Annotated in this window: 25 protein-coding genes and 2 tRNA genes; 7 read left to right on the top strand and 20 right to left on the bottom strand. The window is 71.6% G+C overall.

Annotated elements, in window-relative coordinates; all coding sequences use genetic code 11:
• The first annotated feature begins 572 nt into the window (after positions 1–572).
• Complete coding sequence (locus ACFYPH_RS27860) at positions 573–797, top strand: hypothetical protein (RefSeq protein ID WP_354861749.1); 225 nt, start codon at positions 573–575, stop codon at positions 795–797.
• A 4-nt stretch (positions 798–801) separates the two neighbouring features.
• Here ACFYPH_RS27860 and ACFYPH_RS27855 read toward each other — a convergent pair whose 3' ends face one another.
• Together ACFYPH_RS27855 and ACFYPH_RS27850 are read right to left on the bottom strand one after the other, a co-directional pair.
• Positions 802–1599, bottom strand: coding sequence for a carbon-nitrogen hydrolase family protein (locus ACFYPH_RS27855; protein WP_387185898.1), 798 nt, complete (start codon positions 1597–1599; stop codon positions 802–804).
• 39 nt (positions 1600–1638) lie between these two features.
• Complete coding sequence (locus tag ACFYPH_RS27850; RefSeq protein ID WP_387185895.1) at positions 1639–2472, bottom strand: EamA family transporter; 834 nt, start codon at positions 2470–2472, stop codon at positions 1639–1641.
• A gap of 41 nt (positions 2473–2513) precedes the next feature.
• Here ACFYPH_RS27850 and ACFYPH_RS27845 point away from each other — a divergent pair, with 41 nt between their 5' ends.
• Positions 2514–3134, top strand: a complete 621-nt coding sequence (locus ACFYPH_RS27845) for a helix-turn-helix domain-containing protein (protein ID WP_387185892.1) — start codon at positions 2514–2516, stop codon at positions 3132–3134.
• 28 nt (positions 3135–3162) lie between these two features.
• Here the strand turns inward: ACFYPH_RS27845 and clpX are convergent, their stop codons facing one another.
• The 5 genes from clpX to ACFYPH_RS27820 all read right to left on the bottom strand — a co-directional run bounded on the left by clpX (position 3163) and on the right by ACFYPH_RS27820 (position 7717).
• Complete coding sequence (gene clpX / locus ACFYPH_RS27840) at positions 3163–4458, bottom strand: ATP-dependent Clp protease ATP-binding subunit ClpX (protein ID WP_139588132.1); 1296 nt, start codon at positions 4456–4458, stop codon at positions 3163–3165.
• 211 nt (positions 4459–4669) lie between these two features.
• Positions 4670–5332 carry an ATP-dependent Clp protease proteolytic subunit gene (locus ACFYPH_RS27835; protein ID WP_121652300.1) on the bottom strand — a complete coding sequence of 221 codons (663 nt, stop codon included), beginning with the start codon at positions 5330–5332 and terminating at the stop codon, positions 4670–4672.
• Positions 5333–5342: 10 nt separating this feature from the next.
• Positions 5343–5984 carry an ATP-dependent Clp protease proteolytic subunit gene (locus tag ACFYPH_RS27830; protein WP_007464111.1) on the bottom strand — a complete coding sequence of 214 codons (642 nt, stop codon included), beginning with the start codon at positions 5982–5984 and terminating at the stop codon, positions 5343–5345.
• Between the two features lie 194 nt (positions 5985–6178).
• Positions 6179–7525: a trigger factor gene (gene tig / locus ACFYPH_RS27825; protein ID WP_354861756.1), complete on the bottom strand. Its 1347-nt coding sequence runs from the start codon at positions 7523–7525 to the stop codon at positions 6179–6181.
• 118 nt (positions 7526–7643) lie between these two features.
• Positions 7644–7717: transfer RNA gene (locus ACFYPH_RS27820), tRNA-Pro, on the bottom strand.
• Positions 7718–8025: 308 nt separating this feature from the next.
• Here ACFYPH_RS27820 and ACFYPH_RS27815 point away from each other — a divergent pair.
• Positions 8026–8099 (top strand) — tRNA-Gly (locus ACFYPH_RS27815).
• Positions 8100–8190: 91 nt separating this feature from the next.
• On the opposite strand, the gene ACFYPH_RS27810 is transcribed toward ACFYPH_RS27815, so the two are convergent.
• The gene (locus ACFYPH_RS27810) at positions 8191–8754 is read right to left on the bottom strand and encodes a tyrosine-type recombinase/integrase (RefSeq protein WP_387185889.1); all 564 of its coding nucleotides are present in this window, start codon (positions 8752–8754) and stop codon (positions 8191–8193) included.
• Positions 8755–9337: 583 nt separating this feature from the next.
• Between ACFYPH_RS27810 and ACFYPH_RS27805 the strand changes: the two genes are divergently transcribed.
• Positions 9338–9736, top strand: coding sequence for a hypothetical protein (locus ACFYPH_RS27805; RefSeq protein WP_387185887.1), 399 nt, complete (start codon positions 9338–9340; stop codon positions 9734–9736).
• Positions 9737–10118: 382 nt separating this feature from the next.
• Here the strand turns inward: ACFYPH_RS27805 and ACFYPH_RS27800 are convergent, their stop codons facing one another.
• The 4 genes from ACFYPH_RS27800 to ACFYPH_RS27785 form a co-directional block, all read right to left on the bottom strand.
• Positions 10119–11690, bottom strand: a complete 1572-nt coding sequence (locus tag ACFYPH_RS27800) for a hypothetical protein (protein ID WP_387185884.1) — start codon at positions 11688–11690, stop codon at positions 10119–10121.
• Between the two features lie 78 nt (positions 11691–11768).
• On the bottom strand, positions 11769–12611 hold the full coding sequence (locus ACFYPH_RS27795) for a hypothetical protein (protein ID WP_387185881.1): 843 nt from the start codon (positions 12609–12611) through the stop codon (positions 11769–11771).
• Positions 12611–13117, bottom strand: a complete 507-nt coding sequence (locus tag ACFYPH_RS27790; RefSeq protein ID WP_387185878.1) for a SigE family RNA polymerase sigma factor — start codon at positions 13115–13117, stop codon at positions 12611–12613. The genes ACFYPH_RS27795 and ACFYPH_RS27790 overlap by 1 nt, the downstream gene beginning before the upstream one ends.
• A 100-nt stretch (positions 13118–13217) precedes the next feature.
• Positions 13218–14213 carry a PQQ-binding-like beta-propeller repeat protein gene (locus tag ACFYPH_RS27785; protein WP_387185876.1) on the bottom strand — a complete coding sequence of 332 codons (996 nt, stop codon included), beginning with the start codon at positions 14211–14213 and terminating at the stop codon, positions 13218–13220.
• Between the two features lie 117 nt (positions 14214–14330).
• On the opposite strand from ACFYPH_RS27785, the gene ACFYPH_RS27780 reads away from it, so the two are divergent.
• A complete protein-coding gene (locus ACFYPH_RS27780; RefSeq protein ID WP_387185873.1) occupies positions 14331–16475 on the top strand; it encodes a M14 family zinc carboxypeptidase in 2145 nt (714 codons plus the stop codon).
• 186 nt (positions 16476–16661) lie between these two features.
• Here ACFYPH_RS27780 and ACFYPH_RS27775 read toward each other — a convergent pair whose 3' ends face one another.
• Complete coding sequence (locus tag ACFYPH_RS27775) at positions 16662–17207, bottom strand: hypothetical protein (protein WP_387185869.1); 546 nt, start codon at positions 17205–17207, stop codon at positions 16662–16664.
• A gap of 182 nt (positions 17208–17389) precedes the next feature.
• Here ACFYPH_RS27775 and ACFYPH_RS27770 point away from each other — a divergent pair, with 182 nt between their 5' ends.
• A complete protein-coding gene (locus tag ACFYPH_RS27770) occupies positions 17390–17731 on the top strand; it encodes a hypothetical protein (protein ID WP_355066199.1) in 342 nt (113 codons plus the stop codon).
• 15 nt (positions 17732–17746) lie between these two features.
• Here ACFYPH_RS27770 and ACFYPH_RS27765 read toward each other — a convergent pair whose 3' ends face one another.
• The 4 genes from ACFYPH_RS27765 to ACFYPH_RS27750 all read right to left on the bottom strand — a co-directional run bounded on the left by ACFYPH_RS27765 (position 17747) and on the right by ACFYPH_RS27750 (position 20952).
• Positions 17747–18214 (bottom strand): ribose-5-phosphate isomerase, encoded by a 468-nt coding sequence (locus ACFYPH_RS27765; protein WP_354861770.1) that lies wholly within the window; start codon positions 18212–18214, stop codon positions 17747–17749.
• Between the two features lie 88 nt (positions 18215–18302).
• Complete coding sequence (locus ACFYPH_RS27760; RefSeq protein ID WP_354860572.1) at positions 18303–19502, bottom strand: DUF1015 family protein; 1200 nt, start codon at positions 19500–19502, stop codon at positions 18303–18305.
• An 88-nt stretch (positions 19503–19590) separates the two neighbouring features.
• On the bottom strand, positions 19591–20145 hold the full coding sequence (locus ACFYPH_RS27755) for a hypothetical protein (protein ID WP_355137805.1): 555 nt from the start codon (positions 20143–20145) through the stop codon (positions 19591–19593).
• A 183-nt stretch (positions 20146–20328) separates the two neighbouring features.
• Entirely contained in the window at positions 20329–20952 is a 624-nt protein-coding gene (locus ACFYPH_RS27750) for a disulfide bond formation protein DsbA (RefSeq protein ID WP_354860576.1), read from the bottom strand.
• Positions 20953–21173: 221 nt separating this feature from the next.
• On the opposite strand from ACFYPH_RS27750, the gene pepN reads away from it, so the two are divergent.
• The gene (pepN, locus tag ACFYPH_RS27745; protein WP_363941900.1) at positions 21174–23723 is read left to right on the top strand and encodes an aminopeptidase N; all 2550 of its coding nucleotides are present in this window, start codon (positions 21174–21176) and stop codon (positions 23721–23723) included.
• A 154-nt stretch (positions 23724–23877) separates the two neighbouring features.
• Here pepN and ACFYPH_RS27740 read toward each other — a convergent pair whose 3' ends face one another.
• From ACFYPH_RS27740 to ACFYPH_RS27730, 3 genes are all read right to left on the bottom strand, one after another.
• Complete coding sequence (locus ACFYPH_RS27740; protein WP_354860579.1) at positions 23878–24285, bottom strand: DUF5130 family protein; 408 nt, start codon at positions 24283–24285, stop codon at positions 23878–23880.
• Positions 24272–24568, bottom strand: a complete 297-nt coding sequence (locus ACFYPH_RS27735; RefSeq protein ID WP_354860609.1) for a hypothetical protein — start codon at positions 24566–24568, stop codon at positions 24272–24274. The genes ACFYPH_RS27740 and ACFYPH_RS27735 overlap by 14 nt, the downstream gene beginning before the upstream one ends.
• A gap of 72 nt (positions 24569–24640) precedes the next feature.
• On the bottom strand, positions 24641–26104 hold the full coding sequence (locus ACFYPH_RS27730) for an amidase (RefSeq protein ID WP_354860581.1): 1464 nt from the start codon (positions 26102–26104) through the stop codon (positions 24641–24643).
• Positions 26105–26273: the final 169 nt, after the last annotated feature.

The raw sequence follows: 26273 nt of genomic DNA, 5'->3' as shown, positions 1-26273 counted from the left end.
AAGGCTCGACCAATCCGGGGTATAAATCATAATTGGCACTGGCTTTACAAGCACCCTGTTGAGTTCTCAAAGAACAACCACACACCGATCAGAAGCTCCACATTCCGTGGAACCCCGTTTCGGGGCAACCGCTCAAACCTACTTGGTCGAACTTTCGTTGTCAACCTCGTATCCGAGGCGATCAATCTGGTTCGTCCGGACCCACGATGACGCACGCCGTACCCGGCGGTCGTTTCTGTCGTGGAAAGCCGCAGACCGGCCGATCACCGCTTCGCGGCTCTCCGCCCGGCTCCTGCCGGCTTCAGAACTCTACCCGGTCGGCTTCGCGTTCGCAACCCCGTTGCCGGGGTGTCCCGCACCGCCCGATCCTCGGTCTCGCTCGGCGTTTCCGCCACGAGCCCGGTGCCCGTTCTCGGCCGGTTTGTCCGGCCTCCCCCGTGCAGAGAGAAAGTTACGCGGACCGCCGGGAGAAGGCAAATCAGGGTTCATCACTGGTTTGGTCGAGCGGATCGGCGCGGTCTGCACCCCGCGGTCGGCGACGCCGCGCGCGTCGGCGTGCCAGAGTGTCAGGCATGGATGAGTCCGGGCTGGGCGCCACGGTGTTTGCCGAGGAAGCGCTGCTCGGCGTCCTCCTGCCGTTCTGGCAACTGGTGATCGGCGCGGTCGTGCTCGTGGTCCTCGTGCTCTCGGTGGGACGGCTGGCCCGTCGGGGCAGATCCCGGATGACAACCGCTCTGCTGGTCACCGCCGTGGTCATCGCCGGCTTCGCGACGATCGGCGTCCTGTTGGAGGGCTGAGCGCTCAGAGCCGGCGGTTGGCCAGGCTGGGCAGCTCGGCCCGGATGGCAGCGAGGCGGGCGAGGTCCAGGTCGGCGACGGCAACGCCGGGGCCGTCCGGCAGTTGCGTGAGGACCGTCCCCCACGGGTCGACCACCATGCTGCGCCCGAAGCACGTGCGGCCGGGCTCGTGGTCGCCCGTCTGACCGGCTGCCGCCACGAAACACTGGTTCTCGATGGCGCGGGCCCGCAACAGGACCTCCCAGTGGTCCCGCCCGGTGTGCAGCATGAACGCCGCCGGCACCACCAGCAGTTGGGCGCCGCCCTCGGTGGCGAGCCGCCGGTACAGCTCCGGGAAGCGCAGGTCGTAGCAGATCGACAGCCCGACCCGGAGACCCTCAACGTCCACGACGACGGGTTGGACGCCGGGCGCGACGCTCGCCGACTCCCGGTAGGAGACCCGGCCCGGGATCTCCACGTCGTACAAATGGATCTTGCGGTAGCTCGCGGCCAGGCTGCCGGCACGGTCGAAGACCAGCGACGTGTTCCAGGTGTGCTCCGGGTCCGGGCCGGCCTCGTGGAACGACCCGGCCAGCACCCACATGCCCAGCCGCCGGGCGACCCCCGCGAAGAAGCTGCCCACCTCGCCGTCGACCGGCTCCGGTTCGGGCAGGCCGGCCGCGGGGCCGAGATAGTCCACGTACTCCGGAAGGATGGCGAGGTCCGCCCCGCCGTCGGCGGCGCGTTCCAGCAGCACCTCCGCGGCGGCCAGGTTGGCCTTGCGGTCATCCCGGGCGTTGAGCTGGCAGACGGCGACGCGCATAGGCCCAGAGTACGGCCGGGACGGCCGGCGCGGACAGCGTCAGATGCTGGCCAGCACCAGCGCCCCCGCGGCGAACCCGAGGCCGGCGATCTGGACCGGCCGTAGGCGTTCCCGGTCGACGGCGAGCGCGAGCAGCACCGTGCTGGCGGGGTAGAGCGCGGCGATCGCCGCCACGATGCTGAGATGACCACGCGCGGCGGCGGCCATGAAGAGCGCGTTGGCGGCGCTGTCGAGCAGACCGGCGACGGCCGCCCAACCCAGCACCCGCCGGTCGAGCCGGAGCCGCACCCCGGTGCCGGCGGCGAGGATCAGGCCGAAGGCGATCGAGCTGGCCCGGACCGCCGCCACCGGCCACATGCCGGCACTCTCGCTGGCCTGGCCGAGCAGTGTGAAGAAGACGCCGAAGAGCGCGCCGGCAGCGAGGGCCAGACCCACCAGCCGCGCGGGAGCGCCCGGACCGCGGCCCCCTTCACCCAGGCTGACCAGGGCGATCGCCACCACGGCGAGGCCGGCGCCGGTGAGCGCCAACGCGCCGGGGAAGCTCGACGTGAACAGGCCGGCGACGATCGGCACCACCGCGGCGGTGATCGCGGTGACCGGCGCCACCACGGCCATCATTCCGCCGGCGAGCGCCCGGTAGAGCAGCATGACGCCGCCAGCGCCGGCCACCCCGGCGAACAGCCCCCAGGCGATGTCGGCGAGGTTCGGGGTCCCGGGCACCACCAGCACCAGAGCGACCAGCAGGGGGACGCTCAGCAGTTGGGAGACCACGGTCACCGCGATCGGGTCCGCCCGGCGGGACGCCTTGCCGCCGGAGAAGTCGGCGGTGCCGAAGGCAATCGCGGACACCGCGGCCAGGAGAATGGGTAGCATGCCACTGTCGTACCACAATAGTGACCGTGAAGGATAGTTTGATGACCGACACACGTGGCCGGGTGGCCGCGGTGACCGCCGCCGTCGCCCGGCAGGTACGGGAACTGCGCGCCGCCCGGGGCTGGTCCTTCGAGGAACTGGCCGGCCGCTCCGGGGTGAGCAAGGCGATGCTCGTGCAGATCGAGAGCGCCCGCACCAACCCCAGCGTCGGCACGCTGTGCCGGGTCGCTGACGCGTTCGGCGTCAACATCGCCCGACTGGTCGAGCCGGACGAGGAGCGGACGGTGCGGATCAGCTCCACGGCCGAGGCGCCCGTGCTCTGGCACGGGGAACACGGCGGCACCGGCCACCTGCTGAGCGGGCTGGGCGAGCCCGACCTGGTCGAGCTCTGGGACTGGCGGCTGGAGCCGGGGGAAGGACACCGCTCCTCCGACCACCCGCGCGGCACCCGCGAGGTGCTGCACGTCCTCGCCGGCGCGGTGGTCGTCCACGTCGATGGGCAGGATCACGCCGTCCGGGCCGGTGACACGATCGAGTTCCACGCCGACCGGGAGCACGGCTACCGCAACGACGCCGCGGAACCGGCCCGGCTGATGATGGTGACGGTCACCCCGTCGGGCGAGTGGGACCGCCGAACACGGTCACGCCGGCCGCGTCAGTAGCGAACGGCCGGCGTGGACGCGCGGAAGATCAGGCGGACTTCTCCTCGCGGTCCCGCCGGGCCCGACGCCCGGTGAACTCGCGCGGAACGATTGTCGGGTTGACGTTCTCCAGGACCACCTCGCGGGTGATCAGCACCCGGGCGGCGTCGGGGTTGCTCGGGACCTCGAACATCGCGGAGAGCAGAACCTCCTCGATGATGGCCCGCAGACCACGGGCACCCGTGCCCCGCAGCATCGCCTGGTCGGCGATCGCCTCCAACGCCGGCTCGTCGAACTCCAGCTCGACCCCGTCCAGCTCGAAGAGCCGCTGGTACTGCCGGACCAGCGCGTTGCGCGGCTCGGTGAGGATGCGCACCAGGGCGCTGCGGTCCAGGCTGCGCACATTGGTGATCACCGGGAGCCGGCCGACGAACTCGGGGATCAGGCCGAACTTGAGCATGTCTTCCGGCATGACCTGGCTGAAGATGTCATCGGTCGACCGGTCGGACACCGACCGGAGCCGTGCGCCGAAACCGGTGCCGCCCTGGCCGGTGCGGGACTCGATGATCTGATCCAGACCGGCGAACGCACCACCACAGATGAACAGCACGTTTGTGGTGTCGATCTGGATGAACTCCTGGTGCGGGTGCTTACGACCACCCTGCGGCGGCACGTTGGCCACCGTGCCTTCCAGCATCTTGAGCAGCGCCTGCTGCACACCCTCGCCGGAGACGTCCCGTGTGATCGACGGATTCTCCGACTTGCGGGCGATCTTGTCGACCTCGTCGATGTAGATGATGCCGGTCTCGGCGCGCTTGATGTCATAGTCCGCGGCCTGGATCAGCTTGAGGAGGATGTTCTCCACATCCTCACCGACGTAGCCCGCCTCGGTCAGCGCCGTGGCGTCGGCTATGGCGAACGGGACGTTCAACATCCGGGCGAGCGTCTGCGCCAGGTGGGTCTTGCCGCACCCGGTCGGCCCGAGCAGCAGGATGTTGGACTTGGCCAGCTCGACCGCGTCACTGCCGGAGCCCGGCGCGCCGGCCGCCTCGGCCTGGATGCGCTTGTAGTGGTTGTAGACCGCTACCGCGAGCGCCTTCTTGGCCTGATCCTGCCCGACGACGTAGTTGTCGAGGAACTGGCAGATCTCCATCGGCTTGGGAAGCTCTTCCCACTTCACCTCGCCGGACTCGGCCAACTCCTCTTCGATGATCTCGTTACAGAGATCGATGCACTCGTCGCAGATGTAGACCCCAGGGCCCGCGATGAGCTTCTTCACCTGCTTCTGCGACTTGCCGCAGAAGGAGCATTTCAGTAGGTCGCCGCCGTCACCGATCCGTGCCACCTACGTTCTCCCTGCACTCATCGGCCGGAGACCCGGCCCTGACCTGCGGACGCTGCGCGCCGCCCGGCTTGGTTCGCCACACCGGCCCAACCGGCGAAGCGGTACGGACCCGACGTTACCCGCTGGCGGGACATTCTCCGACCCCCAAAACGGGTGTGTCAGAGGTCGGCCGGGAACCAACGCCCCGGCCAACCCCTGACCCGGTACTGACTCAGCTGGCCGCGTTGGCAGCCAGCAGACCCTTCTTGCGGCTGGTCAGGATCGTGTCCACCAGCCCGTACTCCTTGGACTCCTCGGCCGTCATGATCTTGTCACGGTCGATGTCCTTGCGGACCTGCTCGATCGGGCGGTTGCAGTGGCGGGACAGCATGTCCTCCAACTGCGTCCGCATCCGCAGGATCTCCCGAGCCTGGATCTCGATGTCCGAGCCCTGCCCGTAGCCACCCTCGGTGGCCGGCTGGTGGATGATGATCCGCGAGTTCGGCAGGGCCATCCGCTTACCCGGCGTACCCGCCGACAGCAGCACCGCCGCCGCGCTGGCGGCCTGCCCGAGGCAGACCGTCGAGATGTCCGGACGGACGTACTGCATGGTGTCGTAGATCGCCGTCATCGCGGTGAACGAGCCACCCGGCGAGTTGATGTACATGATGATGTCGCGGTCCGGGTCGGTGCCCTCCAGCGTCAGCAGCTGGGCCATCACGTCGTTGGCCGACGCGTCGTCCACCTGGACACCGAGGAAGATGATCCGGTCCTCGAAGAGCTTGTTGTACGGGTTCGACTCCTTGACCCCGTACGACGTGCGCTCGACGAACGACGGCAGCACGTAGCGGTTGTGCACGGCCGCGAACTGGGGCGGCAAGCTCAGATCGGTCATCGTCAGCTCCTCAGCTCAGGGTCCCGGCGCCATCCGGAACCTGAGCGGCCCCGATGATCACCTTGTCGATGAAGCCGTAGTCCATGGCCTCCTGGGCGGTGAACCAACGGTCCCGGTCCGAGTCGGCCTCGATCTGCGACTGGCTCTGGCCGGTGTGGTGGGCGACGCGCTCCTGGAACATCCGCTTCGTGTAGAGCATCTGCTCCGCCTGGATGGCGATGTCGGACGCCGTGCCGCCCAGACCACCGGACGGCTGATGCATCATGATCCGAGCGTGCGGCAGGGCGTAACGCTTGCCCTTGGTGCCCGCGCAGAGCAGCAGCTGACCCATCGAGGCAGCCATGCCCATCGCCACTGTCGACACGTCGTTGTCGATGAACTGCATGGTGTCGTAGATCGCCATGCCGGAGTAGACCGAGCCACCCGGCGAGTTGATCCACAGGTTGATGTCGCGGTCCGGGTCCTCCGCGGCGAGCAGCAGCAGCTGCGCGCAGATGCGGTTGGCGACCTGGTCGGTCACCTCACTGCCCAGGAAGATGATGCGTTCCTTGAGCAACCGGTTGTAGACCGAGTCGTCGAGGTTGCCAATGGAGTCGCCACCGCGCGCGTCAATCGCCCGGAGCGACTTCTTGGGGATGTGCATGTCGGTCATGGCAGCCCTTCGCTCTCCGTACCGTCTTTCCCGACACTAACCGCTGTACGGGGCGGCAGAGCCCCGGTCGGGGCACTGTTCGCTCTCAGCGCAGCTGTGTCAGGCGCACCCGCGGCGCGGGCGTCCGGGCGTACCCCGGAAAGGATTCGGCCGCCGTGCACCGCGCAGCGGCGGACGGCGGCCGCACCCGACGATCAGTGCTCGTGGTTGTGCTCCGCCTCGTTGGCGGCGCGCAGCGCGTCCAGGGTGACCTCGTTGCCGGCCGAGTCCTTGATCGTGATCCGCTCCATGACGGCCGCGAGCGCCTTGCCCCGCCGCACGTCACCGAAGACCGCGGCGGCCGCGCCGGAGCGCACCAGCTGGTCGTAGTACTGCTGCGGGGCCATCCCGGCGCGCTGCGCCCGGTGCACGATCTCGTGCCCGAACTCGTCGTCGGAGACCTGCACGTCCTCGGCGTCGGCCAGCGTGTCCAGCAGGAGCTGCACCTTGACGCCCTCGGTCGCCGCCTCGGTCAGCTCGGCGTCGATCTGCTCCTCGGTCTTCTCCTCGGCCGCCAGGTACTCCTCAAGCGAGGCGCCGATCCGCTCCAGCTGGTCGACCATCGCCTGCTTGCGGCTCGCGACCTCCTCGCGGACGACACCCTCCGGCGCCGGCACCTCGGCGGCCTCGACCAGCTGCGCCAGCGCCTTGTCCCGGGCCGCGTAGATCTGCTCGACCTGCTTGCCCTGCGTGACCCGCGCCCGCAGGTCGCCGCGCAGCTCCTCGATCGTGTCGAACTCGCTGGCCATCTGGGCGAACTCGTCGTTCAGCTCCGGCAGCTCCTTCTCCTTGACCGTGCGCACGGTCACCGCCACGTCGGCGTCCCGGCCGGCGAAGTCGCCGCCGACCAGCTGGGTGGTGAAGGTGGTGCTGTCGCCGGCGGCGAGACCGACCACGGCCTCGTCCAGCCCCGGCAGGAGCTGCTTGCTGCCCACCTCGTGGGAGATGTTGCTGGCCTGGCCGCCCGGCACGTCCTCGCCGTCGACGGTGGCGTTCAGGTCGATCTGCACGTAGTCGCCCTCGGCGGCGGCGCGCTCGACGGTCTTGAGGGTGGCGAACCGCTCGCGCAGGTTCTTCACCTGCTCGTCGATCTCGCTCTCGTCGATCTGCAGCTCGTCGACGGTCACCTCGATGGTGCTCGCGTCGGGCAGCGTGATCTCCGGACGGACGTCGACCTCGGCGGTGAAGTTCAGCGAGTCACCGTCGTTGAACTCGGTGATCTCGACCTCGGGACGTCCCAGCGTCTTCAGGTCGTGCTCGCGCACCGCGGCGAGGATGTTCTCCGGGATGGCGTCCTGGACCGCCTCGTTGAGGACGGTGCCCCGGCCCACCCGCTGGTCGATCACCGCGGTCGGCACCTTGCCCCGGCGGAAGCCCGGGACCTGGACCTGCGAACCGATCTCCCGGTACGCCTTCTTGAGGCTCGGCTCGAGCTCGACGAACGGCACCTCGATGGCGAGCCGCACGCGCGTCGGGCTCAGAGTCTCGACGGTGCTCTTCACAGGCGTACTCCTTGACGGATCTTGGTTTTGATTCTGGGCCTTCGATTGGCCCATCGAGTGTAGGCGAGCCGGCGGGGCCGGCCCGCAGCGCCCGGGGCGACCCGGACGCGCACGACAGTCGGGGTGGCGGGATTTGAACCCACGGCCCCTCGCTCCCAAAGCGAGTGCGCTACCAAGCTGCGCCACACCCCGTGGCGACGTGCAGTCTATGCCGTCGCCGCGCCTCAGGCGGTGCCGGGGCGTCCCCCACCCGGACATATCCCCCAAAGGCCGCACCTTGTGCCCCGCGCGCCCGCGCCCGACGTCAAGATCCGCACGACTTCGGGGATGTGGGGGTATCCGCGAGCCGGGACACCGCCATTTCCCCGAAGTGGTGCGGATCTTGGGCGGTCGACACACGACGCTCGTGTCCCGCGACGCCGCGGGGCGGTGGCGCGGCTGCGCACCGGACACGGGCATTGGGTACGCTGTCGGCGCGTCCCGTTTCGGCGGGGCGGAGCGCGGGCGTAGCTCAATGGCAGAGCTTCAGTCTTCCAAACTGACGGTGCGGGTTCGATTCCCGTCGCCCGCTCCAACCACGAAGGCCCAGGTGGACCGCATGATCGCGGCACCTGGGCCGTTCGCTTCTCCCCTACTTCGGATCTTGCGTGCCATCCGCGTGCCATTCACGGCCGGCGGCGGACACGTCCGGCGATGCGGCGGTCCATCGCCTGGGCGATCTCGCGGTCCCGCTCGCTGGTGGCGTGTTGGTAGATCAGAGCCGCCCGCATGGTCGCGTGTCCCAGGCGGTGCATCAGCTCTCGCGTGCTGGCCCCGGAGGCGGCGGCAAGGGTGTTGCCGGTGTGCCGCAGGTCGTGAAAGTGAAAGCCAGCCAGGCCCACCGAGTCGACCGTTTTGGTCCACTTGACGGCCCGCCCGAAGTTTCCGGAACGCAGCGGTGCACCCTTCGCACCCGTGAAGATCAGCGCGTCAGGGCCTTCTTCGACATGCGCGGCCAGGTGCTCGCGCAGGGACTCAACCGCAGCTGCCGGCAGGGCGACAACGCGAACCCCAGCGGCGGACTTGGGTGGCCCGAATTCCAGACGGTCCTTCAACGCCGCCAGCTTGCGAGGCACCCGCACGGTCGCCGCGTCCAGCTCGACGTCGCAGCGTCGCAGGGCAGCCAGCTCTCCCCACCGCAGACCTGAGAGCGCGGCCACGACGATCAGCGCAGCGAAGCGGGCCGGCATGGCGTCGGCCAGCGCGTAGACCTGAGCGATCGTTGCGGTGGGCCGCTCCGGGGGTGTGGTACCGGTCGTAGCCCTTGATCCGGCACGGGTTCTGCCGAAGGATCTCGTCCTCTCGCACAGCCGTGTTGAGGATCGCCCGGAGCAGGCAGTACGCCTTGACCGCCTGCGGCTCCGGAGTCCCGCCGCCGAGCAGCTTTCCGCGCCAACTCCGGATGGTGGCCGGCTTGAAGGCGGCCAGGGCGAGGCGGCCCAGGTGCGGCGCGATGTGCAGGGCGATGTGCAGGGCGAACAGATACTCGTAGAGCTCGCGGGTACGCGGGGCGAGACGCCGCTCCCTGATCCGGCGGTCCCCGTAGTTGGACAGCAGGATCTCCCCCGCCTCCGGAGGCACTCACTCCCCCCGCATGATCTCCGACTCCACCAGCGTCAGCCACTTCTCGGCCAGACGCTCCGTGGCGAACGTCTGTGGGGCGGTCCGCATGACGCCGTCCGGGCCGAGATAGCGAGCCTGCCACCGGGCAGACGGCAGCTTGCGGACGTTGCCGAAACGCCGACGCTTGGCGCCCAGCAGTAGCTTGGCGGGATGCCGGATGCCGACGACTACGACGAGCTGGTGCTCGGCGCGCTCGAGTGTTACGAGCGCGCGGTGCGCCGGGTGGCGCAAGACTTCGCCCGGCGCGGCGCCGTCGTGCAGCCGCTGGGCGTGGACCTGGACGCCCTCGACGCCCTACACGTGCATTTCGGTAGGCGGGGGCGAGCGCGGGAGGGCATCCTGGGAAGCCTGCGTCCGACCCACGACCTGGAGCATGCCGTCGTCGAGCTGGCCGACCTGCTGCAGGAAAAGGAGTTCGATGAGGGCCACGACACCACCTGGCCCGGATGTTTGTCCGGCCACAGCCATCCTCCCACCGCGGCTCTCGTCGGCGGTGTTGCCTGCTGGCAATGCCCGCGCAGCCACGCAACCCTCTTTCCGATCGGATAGCTAGCCGGCACCGCGGTTTCTCGGTTGAAGCGCACTTACCCTCCGCCGAGCCACGTGCCAGTAGCGGGTGCCCCGGACGGGCACGAGCGGGCACGAGCCGTGACGCGTCCCCCTGCCACGAGCAGGCGATTCGAGCATTTCGGTGCGGTGATCTTCGTCCTTCCAAACTGACGGTGCGGGTTCGATTCCCGTCGCCCGCTCCAACAACCTCCGGCCCAGGCCAGAGGCTGCCTCCCCCTATCCTGGGCCGGTCGGCCACGTTCCGCCCTGATCTTGCGGGCCGTTGCATGCTCTGGCCGCCCCTGTGCCGGGCCGGTAGCACCGCGCCCTGCCGCCGATGAAGACGGACCCCACCCCGACCGTGGCCGGTTGAAGCGCGCGCCTAAGGAGACCTCGTGAGCCAGGCGGCGAGCAGATCGCTGACCTCCTCCCCGAGGGCGGGCGCCGCGCGCCGGGCCAGCACGAGAAGGTCCGCATGCTGGTCCGTCGTCACATCGAGAGAGGGCAGCGGCGTGCGGCGCCAGGTCGTACGGCTGGCGTCTCGCACGAGCCCGGTCACGTCGGCACGACCGCGTTGGGACAGCCCCGGATCGGGGTCGACGGCCAGGATCAGGGCGGCACGCAACCGCACGGGTACACCTCCCGTGCCGAGCAGCCGATAGCCCGCGCGCCGCAGTTCCACCCGTGCTCCGGTGAGCAACTGCCAGGGCAGCTCCGCCGGCAGGGTTGCCGCGACGGGTCGCAGCGCCGTGGTGGCCTCGCGAACGACCGACGGTGCGGGATCGGTCAGCAACGGCAGGACCCGGCCGGTGTCGACGGCGTCGAACTGGCGAAGGCCACGTACGGCCGCGGCGCGGATCGTCGCGACCGGATGGGTGAGGAGCCGGTTCAGCAGCGGGGCGTCGGCCGCCGAAGCACTCTCGCTGAAGCCGAGGACAGCACCCGGTGTGGGCGCCGGGCCGGTGACCGCCGCCCGGTAGTGCGCCTGCGCGTCGGTGCCGACGCGCCGAGCGGCCTCCCTGGCGATGGCCCGCACCAGCGACGCGGTGTCATCGAGACGGGTGGCCACCTCGGCCGGCGCTCCGAGCCGCAGCAGGCCGGTGAGGGCGATCGCCCCTACGTCCGGCCGGCGGCTGCGGGCGAGCCGCCGCAGGATCGGGAGCCGTCCGGTCCACACCGCTTCCCGGCAGGCGGCCTCGGTCGCCAACGAGCGGATGCGCACGTCGGTATCGGACTCCGCGACGGCCACCAGGTCGTCGATCCGCAGCCAGCGCTGCGCCACCTCCGTCTCGAAGACCAGCCGCCGCTGGGCCGCGGAGCCGGAGGCGCCGACCACCCGGCGTACGGCCGGCGGCGCGCTGAGCAGCGCGGCCGTGACCTGGTTGGCGGCGAAGCCGCCCCGCGACCGGGCGTCCACCAGCAGTGCCATCGGCATCGCCGCCGGAAGGTACGTGGCGGGGTCGTCGGCCAGCAGTAGCGCGAGGCCAGCGCGGGCCCGGTCCCGCACCTGCCGGACCCAGTCGCCGGTGCGCAGCACCAGAAACGGCACCAGATCCGGGTCGGGATCATCCAGCATGGAGACCACCGCCCGCTCGCGGATGCGTCCGTCGCGGTGGGTACTGGCCATCGCCACGGCGAGCGGGTTGACAGTGGGTTGGGTCAGACAGGCCACCAGCCGAACGAGCGGTGGCGACTGCTCCGGCAGGCACCACGGCACCTGGCGGGCGCGTTCGTCGAGCCGGGCCACCACTTTCGGGGAACGAACCAGCGCCCGCAGTGCCGCCCGGCCCAGGTCGTGGTCGGCGTTGGCGGCGACATCGGTCACCAGGAAGGCGAGGTGCTCCACGGTCTTCCTGCCAGCGGCGGAACGCTGGGCGGCCGCCGCGATTGCCGCCTCCAGCGCCGATTTCATCTCCGCGCTGGTTTCTCCCCGGTGCCCCGGCGTCCACGTCATGTGATCATGCTGCCGGACCGGCGGCCCGGCCCGCCTCCGAGTTATCGGCGGGTGGTCCGACAGGGCCGGGTCACCGTGTCACCTCAGGTGGAACCGTTCGTCGACCGCGAGGGCCGCCAACTGCGGCACGGAGAACGGCAGCTTCGTCAACTCCGGCCGGGTCTCGGTGAGTTGCCTGCCCTGCGCGACGAACACCACCACCCCGTCCGGGTGCCGGTAGGCCGACCACTGGTCGAGGCGGTCGTCGACGCCCGGCCGGACCACCACGCCGACCTGCGCCTCCCCGACGGTCTCGACCTGACACTCACCCTGCATGCCCCAGAACTGGCGGGCCAGCGCGCAGGGTTCAGTGGGTAGTTGGTTGCCAGCGTCGTGCACCTCGACGACCACACGCCCGGTGTCCGGCCCCTGGGCAACGGCGACCGAGGTCAGGTAGCTCCACAGGTCGACGCCGTTCACCGTGTCCTCGAACTGCGCCTGGTGGGTCCGCAGCGTCCTCTGGTCGGCGGACTGGTTCGCCGGGTCCTCCGGCGCGGTGTAGCCGGCGGGCACGACGGAGACGACCTCGTCGAGCAGCCGTACCCCCTGGTCGTACTTCGACCCTGCCCGGGCGGTCCGGTCCTCCTGTGGCTGACCGTCCGGCCCGGCCGGCCACGGCTTCTTGGTGTCTGACGTCGACGGGTTCGGAATGGCCTGCGGACCGCCCGCCGGCTGGTAGACGTCGCCCTGGGGTGTGCCCACGGCCGCGAGGCCGGCGACCGCCAGCACCACGGCCGCCGATCCGGCACACGCCCAGGCGGCACGGCGGCGACTACGGGCGCGTCGTCCCGCGCCGAGCGCGGCCGCCGTACTCAATGGTGGTGGCGAGGCGGCGTCCGCCATCTCGCGGCGCAGCGCCTCACGCAGGTCTTCTCCGTTCATCACTTCCCCATCTCGATCCCGCTGTTCGTGGTTGCCAGGAGGCCGCGCAGCGTGTCCAGCCCGCGCGCCGCCTGGCTCTTCACCGTCCCCGGCGAGCAGTCCAGCAGCGCCGCGACGTCCTCGACCGAAAGGTCCTCCCAGTAGCGGAGAACCAGCACCGCCCGTTGACGCGGCGCCACCGAGGCGAGCGCCCGCAGCAGCACCAGACGGGTCTCCGGCGAGTCGGACGGTGCCGCCTGCTCGGCGTTGTCGCGGCCCACCCGTTCACGCCGCCACCAGCCGCGGCGGCGCTCGTCGAGGAACGTGCGGATCAGGATCTGCCGCACGTAGTTGTCGAGCACCTCGTGCCGGGAGACGCGGTTCCAGACCAGGTAGAGCTTCACGAACGCGGTCTGCACCAGGTCCTCCGCCCGATGCCAGTCGCCGCACAGCAGGTACGCCGTGCCACGCATCGCGTCCGACCTCGCCGCGAAATAGTCGGCGAACGCCGCGTCGCGATCGCTCATCCAGGCCTCCGATCCCCGATTCGAGATAGTCACGCCGGGTCCGGCCCAGCGGGTTGCATCGCGAAAGGAAGAACTCGCCGGAGTCGAGGCCGGTTGCGCGTCAACCCGTGACGGCGACCGCGGCGAGCGTGCCCTTGCCGAGGACGAGCAGCAGGTCGGGCGTGAGGCGGCGGATGCCGTTGAGCTGCTTGTCGACCAGGGCTCGGGCGTGGGGCCGGCCGCTGTGGTCGACGAGCATCAGCATTCCCGGCCGCCTCGTGGCCACGACCTGCCCGGCGCCGACCCGGACGGCTTTCCCGGCGACGTCCGACCCCACGTCGAGCCGCCAGAGCCTGGTGCCGGTCTTCAGGTCCACGGCGACGAGCCCGTCCCGGAGTTCCGGCACCCACGCCGTCGCGTCCGCGACCCCGATGCCGTGGTGGGCCAGATCGCGGTCGTGCCGGAAGAATTCGCCCGAGGCGCCGGCGGCGGGCTGGAGCTGCCAGACGGTACGCGCTCCGCAGCGCAGCAGAACGCGGTCGGCGTCAGCGGTGACGAATGCCGGCCACTGGCCGTCGCCGGCTATGAGCGGCTCGGGAAGGGTCCAGCGGAACAACTCGCCTCCGTCGTGCCCGTCGAGCAGTCGCACGGACGTACCGCCCGGCTCGCCGACGAGCACCTGCCCGCCGACCACAGTGGGCAGCACGGTCGCCGTTCGCTGCGGGTCGGTCCAGAGCGGGCTCCCGGTCCACCGGTCGTACGCCTGGAGCCGGGTGTACCCGCGCCAGCCGCCCGCCAGGACGCGGTCCCCGGCAACCACGACGTGACCGGGGAACGGGGACAGGTCGGCGCTCCAGAGGATGGCGCCGGTGTGCAGGTCGAGGCAGCGCAGCTCGGCGCGGTCCTGACTGATCACCCAGCACTGCGTACCGTCGACGACTACCGCCCGGGGCCAGGTGCCGATCGGGATGTCCCAGCGGGCGGCGCCATCGACCGGGTCGAGGCAGACGAGACGGGTGCCTCGCTCGTGCACCACCACGCAGTCGGACGCGCTGGCGATCGCTGTCGGGTCGGGTCGCTGGTGCAGCGACCGACGCCATCGAATCTGGAAGATCACTCCAACCTAACCTCCGGGGCCGCCGTCATGGTGCCCACGAGCGAGATCCCTTGACAGGTGTCGATCCGTGCACTGGTGTAAGGACCACGCACATCGACGTCCGTCACAGGAGGGCACATGATCGTCCGACGACGGTGGACGGCTGCCGCCACCACAGCGATCCTGATCAGCGCGGCGCTGTCCCATCCCGGCTCCGCGGCGGCGGCACCCGCCCCAGCGGCCACACCGATCACCCTGGCCGCGACCGAGACCGCTCTGGTCCGGGTACAGCTGCGCGATCAGGCCCAGCTCGACAGGTTGGTCGCCACCGGCGCCGACCTGGCCAACCGGCCCCGGGCGCGGGACGGGCGGATCCTCGCCGACCTGGTGCTGACCGGCGCGCAGCTCGCCGACCTCACCGCCCAGGGCGCCACCGCCACCCAGATCGTTCAACGGGCCGGCGACGGCAGCCGGCACTTCGCCGACAGCGTCCGCGCGGCGCAGGCTCGTACCGCCGCCGGGCTGCGCGCGCCGGGCACCGGACAGCGCACCACCGCCGCCGTCGGGGTCGACACCCTCGCGGTGCAGCAGGCGTACTGGTGGACCACCGGTGGGCAGACGTTCCTGCAGGCGCAGGTGGCCACCACCGCCACCGACGACCCGGACGTGGAGATCACCGTCAGTTGGCGGACCGCGGACGGCACCACCGGATCGTTCCCGCTCTACCGGTTCGAGGACTCGGGCGAGTACCAGTACCACTACAACCTCCCCCAGCCGATGCCGAGCCGGCCGGTCCAGCTGACCGCCACCTCCAGCCTCGGCGGGGTCAGCCGGGCGGTCACGCCGGCGCTGTGGCCGAACGCCACCCCGCCGCCGCTGCCGGCCGGCTACCAGAAGGACTTCATCGACGCGTACCTGACGCCGGTGGACATCCAGGCGCGGATCAAGCGGCTGGCCCGCCAGTACCGGGACCTGGTGGACGTCATCGACCTGCCGAACAAGACCCAGGGGTACCGCCGCAACGCCGTCGCGTACCTGGGTGACCCGGCAGTCTCCGCCGTGGTGGTCGAGTCGGTCCGCTTCGGTGACCAGGGCATGAACGGCGTCCAGGTGCGCGCGGTCGACCCGGGCCGGCCCAACCGACCGCTGACCGTCGGCTACCGGGACCGCGTCCTCACGGTCACGCTCGCCACCGACGCGGCCGGCAAGACGGTGAGCACCACCGACGACGTCGCCGCGGCCATCAACGCCCGGCAGGCGAACCGGTTCCGGGCCACCGTCGAGGACGGCTCGACCGGGCTGCCGATGCCGGTCGCCGGTCCGGCCCGCCTCGACGACGGCCTCCAGGGCACCGAGGTGCCGGCGAAGCCGTGGACGGTGCAGGCGCTGCGCCTCGGCGTGCACCGCGACGGCTCCCGGGTCGGGGTGCTGGCGTACTCCCAGGAACACGCCCGGGAATGGGCCACCCCGCTGGTGACGCTGGAGTTCGCCGAGCGGATGCTGGCCAACGCCCGTACCGACCCGGCCACCCGTCAGCTGCTGGAACAGGTCGACATCTTCGTCATCCCAACGGTCAACCCGGACGGGGCGAACTACTCGTTCAACGACTACAACTTCCAGCGCAAGAACCTGGTCAACCACTGCACCGGGCCGGCCCGCGACCCGCGCTACCGCACCTCGTGGGGCGTCGACGTCAACCGCAACTACACCGTCGGGTCGTACTTCGACGGGTACGTGGGGGCCAGCGCCAACTGTCTCTCCGGCAGCTACGCCGGCACGGCGGAGCTGTCCGAGGCGGAGAGCGGCAACGTCATCGCGCTGGCCAAGGCCCACCCGAACATCAAATTCGCGATGAACGTGCACTCCTACGGCGGGTACTTCATGTGGCCGCCGGGGGCGTACCGGGCCGACGGTCGGATCACCCTGCCCCGACCGTCGATCGACGAGTCGACGCTGTTCCTGAACAGCGCCCGGCGCATCGTCGGTGCCATCGCCCAGGAGCGCGGCACCGTCACCTGGCCGTCGCAGACCGGCCCGGTCGCCGACGTGCTCTACTCCGCCGCCGGCAACTCGGCCGACCAGCTCTACTACGAGCTGGGCATCTTCGCCTGGGACTTCGAGGTCGGCAACGACCGCTGGAATCCGGCCACCGGCGAGTGGGAGGGCGTCGGCTTCCAGCCGCCGTTCGACGAGGCGCACGGCGAGTCCCAGGAGTACGCGGGCGGGCTGGTCGAACTGGTCCGGGTGGCCCGCGACCACGCCGCCGAGGCGGCCACCGGCTGACCCGGCAGGGATGCCGGGTCGACTCGGCTGACCCGAACGACGGACGCGCCGGCCGGCCACGGATGAACCGTGGCCGGCCGGGTAAGCAGCGGCCTTGCCTGGTGGGGAGACGACCGGCGTCGCGGTGTCGCGCGACGCCGACGCACGGGCGGGCGGCCTGGCCGGCCCGCCCGTGCGCGCCCCGGGTCAGTTCGAGGTGATCCAGTTCCAGGCCGAGACGACCCACTCGGTCTGCTGCAGCCAGGCCACGCCGAGACCGACGAGGAAGACAGCGGTGGCCAGGTGGGCGCCCCGCGCGCTGCGTCGGACCCGCCCGAGCTGCCGCTCCAGCACCAACCGACCGATCACCCGGGCCAGCGCGAACAGGCCGACCGCCACCAGCAGGCTCAACACGAGCACCAGCAGCGGGCCGGACAGATCGCCCCCACCGGAGAGCGCCCAGATCCCCCAGCACACGAACGCGAACAGGCCAGCCGCCGCGCTCCACTCGCCGCCGCGACGTAACTGGGCCAGGCGCCAGCTCAACGGCCGGCGCGCCGCCGGCTCCCCCGGCCAGCCCGTACCGGTCGGCTCCTGCTCGACCACCGGAAACGGTTCGGTCCGTGGGTTACGCGGCTGACCCACCGGCGCCACACCCCGGCGGAACCCGTCCCGCTGCGGCGGCACCCCGACGCCGGCCTGCGGTGGGACCTCCACGGTTCGCTCCGCCCACGGCTGCGTCTGGTCTGCCATCTCGTCCTCCCCCTGACCGGCGGCACCCCCGAATTCGAGGAGCCAGCCGGCGAACCCGACCGGCGGCACGATCACCGCCCGAATCCGAGGGTAGCCAGCCGGCAAATCGGTCGCCGACCGCCGTCCGGCGCGAACCCGGCACGACGTGCCGAATTCCACACCGGGCGAGGTACGGTCGGCTGATGGGTGATCCGGAGCGACGCAGGCGACGGCTGCGCCACCAGTCCGACTCCGACCCGGCCGGGCGCGGCGCCGACGGTTCGACGGTCAGCACGGCCGGCGTACACGACGGCGTGGAGTCGCCGCCGCGGCGTCGGGGGCCCGGCGGCGACGACCGCGACGGCGAGCGGGGTTTACGGGGGCTGGTTGGCTCCGGCTCGTCCCAGGTGGGGCTGAGCGCCGCGCTGCGGGCCCGGGACGCCGCCCGGCCCACCGACGACGACCTTGCCGAGGCAGAGGCCCGGGTGGTCGTCGTCCGCCGCAACTGGGTGCCCCGCGAGGAGCTGCCCCGCTCGCCGCGCTGAGGGCGGCGGCCCGGGTCAGGGCAGGTCGGGCAGTTCCCGGGTCTGCTCGTACGTGGCGACCTGGATGATCCGGCGGGCGTGCCGCTCGTTGCCGGAGAACGGCGTGTTCAGGAACGCCTCGACGATGCCGGTGGCCTCGTCCAGGGTGTGCTGGCGGGCGCCCACCGCGACGACGTTCGCGTCGTTGTGCTGGCGGGCGAGCTGAGCCGTCTCGACGCTCCAGGCCAGCGCGGCGCGTACGCCGACGACCTTGTTCGCGGCGATCTGCTCGCCGTTGCCGGACCCGCCGATGACCACCCCCAGGGAGGTCTCGTCGGCCACCACCCGGTCACCCGTGTGCAGGCAGAACGTCGGGTAGTCGTCGTCCGGGTCGTAGCTGTGCGGGCCGACGTCGACCACGTCGTACCCCTGCTTGGCCAGGTGATTGGCCAGGTGCACCTTCAACTCGAAACCGGCGTGGTCGGATCCCAGGTAGACGCGCATACCGGGCAGTCTGTCAGGCCGCGCTCTCCGACGCCGCAGGGGCGGCGTCGGAGAGCAGGGTTCGTCACACGGTCGGGCGGATGGTCACTCAGCGCGGCAGTTCGGCGACCACCAGGCCGCCGCGCGCCTTCGGGGTGAACCAGGTGCTCTTGCGGGGCATCTTCTCCCGGGCCAGGTTCACCGCGACGAAGTCCGCCACGGTCACCGGCGCGATGAGGACGGCCAGCTCGGCCCGCCCGGCGTCGACCTCTTCGGTGAGCCAGCTCGCCGGGTAGTCACCGCCCACGTAGGTGATCCGTTTGTCGCCCGGATCCAACCCCAGGGCGTCGCGCAGCAGCAGCCGCTCGACCAGGGCGTGATCCAGGTTCTCCAGGCGGGCGTCGGCGGTGGCGGGCAGGCGCACCGCGTACCCCTGGCCGGCCAGCCGGAGGTGGACGGTGCCGCCGGCCGCCGGCACCTCGACCGGGCCGTCGATGGGCTCGACCTCGGCCCCCGCCGCGCGCAACCGGTCGAGCAGCTCGGCCGGCGTGGTGGTCAGCTCGCTGACCAGCCGGTTGTACGGCTGGATGGCCACCGACGCGGGGGTGGTGACCACGGCCAGGAAGCGCGACAACCCGCCGGTCTGGGCGGCCAGGCTGCGGTGATTGCCGTCGGCGACGACCAGCTCGCCACCACCGGCGAGAGCGGTCAGCGCGTCCTGCTCCGGGCCGGGGCCGACCAGCCAGATGGCGTGGGTGCGCCCCGCCTGGTCGGTGTCGGTCGCGGCGGGCGTCCCGGCCGCGTCGGTCGCCGCCGCGAGCGCGGCGTGCAGCTCGTCGCCGCTCCCGGTCTGCAGCAGGAGTACGGGTGAGAGCAGGTGACCCAGCGCATCGGCCAGCGCGACTCGCTCGCGCACCTTGGCGATGAAGACGTCCTCGTTGCGGATGACCAGGCCCGGCTCGTCGGCCCGGGTGGAGATCTGGTCGGTGTCGACCATCGCGAACAGCCCGTACGCCGGCTCCTCGCCCGGGGCGCTGATCCGGTACAGCACGATGACCTGCTCGGCGGGGGTGTAGCTGCCGTCGGCCTTGGCCTCGGCGAGGCGGGCCACCGAGTCCGGCAGCGCGTCGAGGAACGACTTGCCCAGGCTGCCGGGGGCTCGATGCGGCATCTCGATGCCGAGGGCACTGTGCGGGTTCGCCTCGATGATCGCGGTGATCTCCGCGTCGTCGGCGAACTCGTCGTAGTTCTGCGCGCCGGTGCCGCCAGTGGTGATCCAGGCCCGGGCGATCGGATGTACGACCGTCATGCCCACTGACGCTACCGGCGGCGACGTCGCTGGCGACGGGGACCCGCGCGGCGTCCACCAGATGAAAGTGCCAGGCCCGGACGTGATGTCAGCCGGCGCGGCCGGACGCGCCGTTGTGCCGCCGGTGTCGGCCGGCCACGACCGGTCCGGCGTTGCCGCGCCGGCCGTTCGCGACGGGCCCGGTGATGGCGTTGCGCCGGGGTGCGGCCGGCGGTCCCGGCACGGGACGCGGTTCCGGGGGTGGCGCCGGAACGGGTCGCGGGTTCAGCGGCGGCGTCGGCACGGGACGCGGGGCGGTGGGTGCCGGCGGGGGCGGGGCGGGCTCAGCCGGCGCGGCAGCCACCACGACCGGTTCCACGGCCGACGGTACGACCGACTCCGGCGCCACCGGCACCACCGGCGTCGACACGACGGGCGTCGCTGGCGCCGGTGTGACCGGTGCGGGCGTCAGCCGCGAGGTGACCGGCACCCGGGCCACGCCGACCACGATGGGCGGGGCGAGCAGGTCCACCACGTGGGCGGGAAGGTCGGGGCGGACCGTCGGCCAGCGGGAGTCGTCTACCGACCAGTACGCCGCGCCGGGAGTCTCGATCACCCCCTGTCGGGTCAACTGATCGTCACCGGACGCACGGTGCTTGGCCATCGGGATTGCCTCCACGAGCTGCGGGGTGCGGCCCTGCGGGTCGCTGCGGCGGACACCGAGGGAAACGACGCCGCCCGCCCAGCGGTGACGCTGTGACCGCGAGGCGTACCCACCACCCGGCGCGGCGCGCCCCCGCCCGGTCCCACGAGCTGGGGACCGGACGGGGGCGCGTGGCGGTCGCGGTCAGTCGAAGATCGGGGACTGCTCGCGGGTGCGCTTCAGCTCGTAGAAGCCCGGCGTGCCGGCGACCAGGAGGACGCCGTCCCAGAGCCGGCCGGCGGCCTCGCCCTTCGGGCGCGGCGTGATCACCGGGCCGAAGAACGCGACCGGGCTGCCGTCCGGGCCGGGCGCGTGGACGACCGGGGTGCCGACGTCCTGCCCGACGGGGCGCATGCCGGCCTCGTGGCTGGCCCGCAGCGCCTCGTCGTACTCGGTGCTGTCGGCGGCGGCGGCCAGCGCCGGGTCCAGGCCGGCCTCGGTCAGCGCGGCGACGTAGAGCTCCGGCCCGAGCTGCTCCTTACCGAGGTGGATGCGGGTGCCCAGCGCGGTGTAGAGCTTGCGCAGCGCGTCGCTGCCGTAGCGCTGCTCGGCGGCGATGCACACCCGCACCGGGCCCCAGCCGTTGTCCATCAGTTCCCGGTACTGCTCTGGCAGGTCCCTGCCCTCGTTGAGCACGGACAGGCTCATGACGTGGTAGCGGATGTCCACTTCGCGGACCTGCTCGACCTCCAGCAGCCAGCGGGACGTGATCCACGCCCACGGGCAAATCGGGTCGAACCACATGTCGGCGGTGACACGATCGGTCACGGTGAGGTCCCTTCGCGACGGGTGACGCCGGCAGTCCGGCGTCTCACCTCGATCCTCACCCCACGGCCCATCGACCGGCACCCGAATGAGAGCGTGACCTCGCCCACCGCCGGCTGCCCGTACGTGGAAGACTCGGATCGGGCCGGACGTCACGAGCGGTCGGCAGACGGGCGCCGCCGGGCGTACGGCGAGACGTGGGATGGAGACGAACAGTGCCGGGAGTGCGTAACCTGACGCAGGTCGAGGCGACCGAGCGGGCACGCCTGCTCGAGGTGACCGGGTACGACATCAGTCTGGACCTGTCGACCGCCGTGCTGGCGGCCGACGGCCGCACGTTCTCCTCGACGACCGAGGTCCGGTTCCGCTGCGCCGAACCGGGGGCGAGCACGTTCATCGAGGTGGCCGCCGAGTCGGTGCGCTCCGCCACCCTGAACGGCGCCCCGGTGGACCTGTCCGACTGGTCGGCTGAGAAGGGCCTGACCCTGTCCGGGCTGGACAGCGAGAACACCCTGGTCGTCGACGCGGACTTCGCCTACTCCAACAGCGGGCAGGGACTGCACCGCACGGTCGACCCGGTGGACGGCGAGACGTACCTCTACAGCCAGTTCGAGACGGCCGACGCGCAGCGCGTGTTCGCCTGCTTCGACCAGCCCGACCTGAAGAGCGTCTACACCTGGCACGCCACCGTCCCCGAGCACTGGCGGGTGGTGTCCAACATGCCGGTGCAGCGCGAGGAGCCGGCCGGCGAGGGGCTCAAGACCCTCCACTTCACCGAGTCGCCGCGGATGAGCACGTACATCACGGCGCTGTGCGCCGGCCCGTACCACGAGGTGCGCGACAGCCACGACGGCATCGACCTGGGGGTGTTCTCCCGGGCGTCGATGGCTCAGTACCTGGACTCCGACGATCTGTTCCTCATCACCAAGCAGGGCTTCGACTTCTTCCACGAGAAGTTCGGCGTGCGCTACCCGCTGCCCAAGTACGACCAGCTGTGGGTGCCCGACTTCAACGCCGGCGCGATGGAGAACTTCGGCTGCGTCACGCACGCCGAGTCGCACTACCTGTTCCGCTCCCAGGTCACCGACTTCGAGTACGAGCAGCGGGCCAACACGATCCTGCACGAGCTGGCCCACATGTGGTTCGGCGACCTGGTCACCATGCGCTGGTGGAACGACCTGTGGCTCAACGAGTCGTTCGCCGAGTGGGCCAGCCACTGGTGCAACACCAACGCCACCCGGTTCACCGAGGCGTGGACGACGTTCCTGTCCATCCGGAAGAACTGGGGCTACCGGCAGGACCAGCTCTCCTCCACGCACCCGGTCTACACCGAGATGCCGGACATGGAGGCCGTCGAGGTCAACTTCGACGGCATCACCTACGCCAAGGGCGCGAGCGTGCTCAAGCAGCTCGTCGCGTACGTGGGTGAGGAGCCGTTCGTGGCCGGGCTGCGGGCGTACTTCGGCAAGCACGCCTGGGGCAACGCCACCTTCGACGACCTGCTCACCGAGCTGGAGGCGGCCTCGGGCCGGGAGCTGCGCAAGTTCGCCGCGCAGTGGCTGGAGACCGCCCAGGTCAACACGCTGCGGCCGGAGGTGACCATCGGCGCCGACGGCACCTACGAGCAGGTGGTCGTCCGGCAGGAGGCGCCGGCGGCGTACCCGACGCTGCGCACCCACCGGATCGGCGTGGGCCTGTACGACCTGACCGACGGACGGCTGGTCCGCCGCGAACGCTACGAGGTGGACGTGACCGGCGAGCGGACCGACCTCGCCGACCTGCGCGGCGTTCGAGCCGCCGACGTGCTGCTGCTCAACGACGACGACCTGAGCTACACCAAGCTGCGCCTCGACGACCGGTCGATGGCCACGGTGGTGCAGCACATCGGCGGCTTCGACTCGTCGCTGGCCCGCGCCCTCTGCTGGACGGCCGCGTGGGACATGACCCGAGACGCCGAGCTGGCGACCCGCGACTACGTGGCGCTGGTGCTGGCCGGGCTGTCCGCGGAGACCGACATCAACCTGGTGACCGCCACCCTGCGCCAGGCCACCACCGCGCTCACCCTCTACGCCGACCCCGCGTGGGCGGCCACCGGCTGGGCGGGGCTGGCTCGTACGGCGAAGGACGCGCTCGCCTCCGCCGAGCCGGGCAGCGGTTTCCAGCTGGCCTGGGCCCGGGCGTACACCTCGGCCGCCCGGTCCGAAGAGGACCTGGCCACGCTGCGCGGCTGGCTGGACGGCACCGGCGTGCCGACCGGGCTGACCGTGGACACCGAGCTGCGCTGGACGGTGCTCGGGGCGCTGGTGGCCAACGGCGCGGCCGGTGCCGCCGAGATCGAGGCGGAGCTGGCCGGTGACCGCACCGCCAGCGGCGAGCGGGAGGCCGCGTACGCGCACGCGCTGGTGCCGACGGCGGAGAACAAGGCGGCCGTGTGGGCGCTGCTGACCGGCCCGGACGCGCTGCCGAACTGGCGGCACCGGGCGCTGTTGCAGGGCTTCGCCCACCCGGCGCAGGTGGAGCTGGTCGCCCCGTACCGGGAGAAGTACTTCGCGGCGGTCGGCCAGGTGTGGGCCACTCGGGACAGCGAGCCGGCGCAGGAGTTCGCCCAGTTGGCGTACCCGACGTACCTGGTGGACGACGACACGGTGGCGGCCACCGACGCGTGGCTGGCCGGTGACGGCAACCCCGGCCCGCTGCGTCGACTGGTCGCCGAGGGCCGCGACGGTGTGGTGCGGGCGCTCAAGGCCCGCGCGAAGGACGCCCAGCAGAGCTGACCAGCTCGCTTGATCGACTCGACATCGCCGATATGGGGGTGTCCGCCCGCGCGGACACCCCCATATCGCTGACCTGGCGCGCTGCAACGGCACGCAACGCGACGAAGCCCGACCTGCCGTGCGGCGGGTCGGGCTTCGACGTACGAGAAAGGGCTCAGCCCTTGCCGGCGTGGCTGGCGAGCTGGTCGAGGCCGTTGATGATGCCGCCGGCCAGGTCGCCGCCGCTGAACGCGCCGGCCATGGAGAGCGCGGCCAGCTTGGCGTACGTGTCGGGGATGCGCTTGCGGGCGTACCGCCCGGTGACGATCTCCAGCTGGCGCTGGTTGGGCGACACGGCGATCAGCACCGACTTGTCGGGCTCGGCGAGCTGGCGGTGCAGCCGCTGGGCGTGCTCACGGATCGGCTCGTCGAGGCCGCCGACGAACACCGAGAAGACCAGGCCGGTGCCCTGGTCGGCCAGGCGCAGGGCCTCGTCGATGCGCAGCAGTTGGCGGGTCGAGAACGGCCCGTCCAGCACCTCGGGCGGATTCTCCGTCCCGGTCTGCTTCTCACCAACGGTCACTTGCGCCTCCGGTTCCACCGGCCGGCGCCTCGACGCTGGCCTGCTCTAGCTTGTGGCTGGTCAGCGCGGGCGCCTGCGCCCCCGCGGTCAGCGCGGTGCCGGCCGAGTCGGCCAGCTGCTCCGGGCGGCCCAGGAACCAGACCGGAGTGAAGTCGAAGGGCCGGCCCGGCCGGTAGCGCTTGGCGCCACCGCCACCGCCGGTGGCACTCCCGCGGCTACCGGCGTACGACAGGCCGGCGATGACCAGCACCGCGGCCACCGGGATGCCGACGAAGACCAGCAACGTCTCGGTAACAGACAATCCCAACGCCCCCAGGCGGAAGAAGGACCTCGAACAATCGGGTCGGATGGACGATCATGATGGTGACCGGCCAACTCCGTCACCATTCACGTTAGCGGAGTCGACGGCCCGCCAGATTGCGGGGTGCCGATCCCATCCGTCACTGGCGTGCTCCAGTTGCGCAGCGGTCGCGATGAGCCGCGCGTCGTCGCCGTACCGGCCAGTGAGGAGCACCCCGACGGGCAGGCCGTCGGCCGTGGCGCCCACCGGCAGGGACACGGAGGGATCGCCGGTGACGTTGAAGATGGCGCAGTAGGGCGAGAAGCGGCGTTGCCGGTCGAAATCGGCCGCCGGGTCGCCGTCGGCGGTGAACCAGCCGACGGGTGCCTGCGGTGCGGCCAGGGTGGGGCAGAGCAGCAGGTCGCAACCGGCGGTGCGGGCGGCGCCGAGACGTACCTGCGCCTGCAGCTCGCCGAGGGTGGCGGCCAGCGCGCCCGCGGAGACGCTGGCGCCCCGGGCCCGCAGCAGTTGGGTCAGCGGCAGCAGCTCCGCCTCGCGGTGCGGGGGCACGGGGGCGAGTGCCAGCACGTACCAGATGATCTCGAACAGCGGCCACGCCTGGGGCCCGAGCGGCGGCGGCACCTCGACCACCTCGTGGCCGGCGGTGGTGAGCAGGGCGGCGGCCCGGTCGACGGCGGCCACGCAGTCGGGGTGCACCGGCTCGTCGGCGAGCATCGGCGTGGTGAACCGGCCGATCCGCAGCCGGCCGGGCTCGGCCCGGCGGGCGGCGGCCAGGTATCCACCGGGCGGCGCGGGCGGCGGCAGGTAGGGCTCGCCCGGCACCGGCACGGCCATGACGTCGAGCAGCGCGGCGACGTCGACGACGGTCCGCCCGAGCGGACCGCTGGTGGGCAGCCCGAACGCGCCGGAGCCGAGCGGCCCGCCGGAGACCACGCCACGACTGGGCTTGTAGCCGATCAGGCCGCAGAGCGACGCCGGAATGCGCAGGGAGCCGCCGCCGTCGGACCCCTGGGCGATCGGCACCAGCCCGGCCGCGACCGCCGCCGCCGCGCCGCCGCTGGACCCACCGGCGGTGTACGCGAGCTGCCACGGATTGCGGGCCGGCGGTGCGACGCGGCCCTCCGAGTAGAGCGAGCAGCCCAGCTCGGAGGTGGTCGTCTTGCCGAGGCTGACGAGGCCGGCGGCCTTGATGAACCGGACCACGTCGGCGTCGACCGGCGGGACGAAGTCGGCGAACGCCGCCGAGCCGAAGGTGGTGCGTACCCCGGCGGTGAGGGTGAGGTCCTTGATCGCGGTCGGTACGCCGTGCAGCGGGCCGCGCCCCTCGACGGGCACCGCGTCGGCGGCGCGCGCGGCCTGCCGGGCGAGGTCCGGCGTGACGGTGACGAACGCGCCCACGGTGTCGCCGAGCGCCGCCACCCGGCGCAGGGAGTGCTCGACCAGCTCGACGCTGGACAGCTCGCCGCGGGCGATGGCGGCGGCCTGTTCCAGCGCGGTCAGGTCGTGCGGCTCGGCCATGTCCTCATCCTGCCCGGTGGGAGCGGCTGTCGGCGGGTCGACACGGCGGTCGCCCTTCGCGGCGGAGGGTACTGCTCCCGATACCGAACCGGCCGTGTCGGGAGGCAACCCCCCTCACCGGTCGCCCGCCCGGCGGCGGGCCGACTCCTGCCGGCGTCCTTTGCTCTGC

The organism is Micromonospora sp. NPDC005252, from assembly GCF_042872475.1.
GTDB lineage: Bacteria > Actinomycetota > Actinomycetes > Mycobacteriales > Micromonosporaceae > Micromonospora.
Note: the sequence above shows the minus strand (reverse complement) of the source record. Positions and strands in the feature narration are given on the sequence as shown.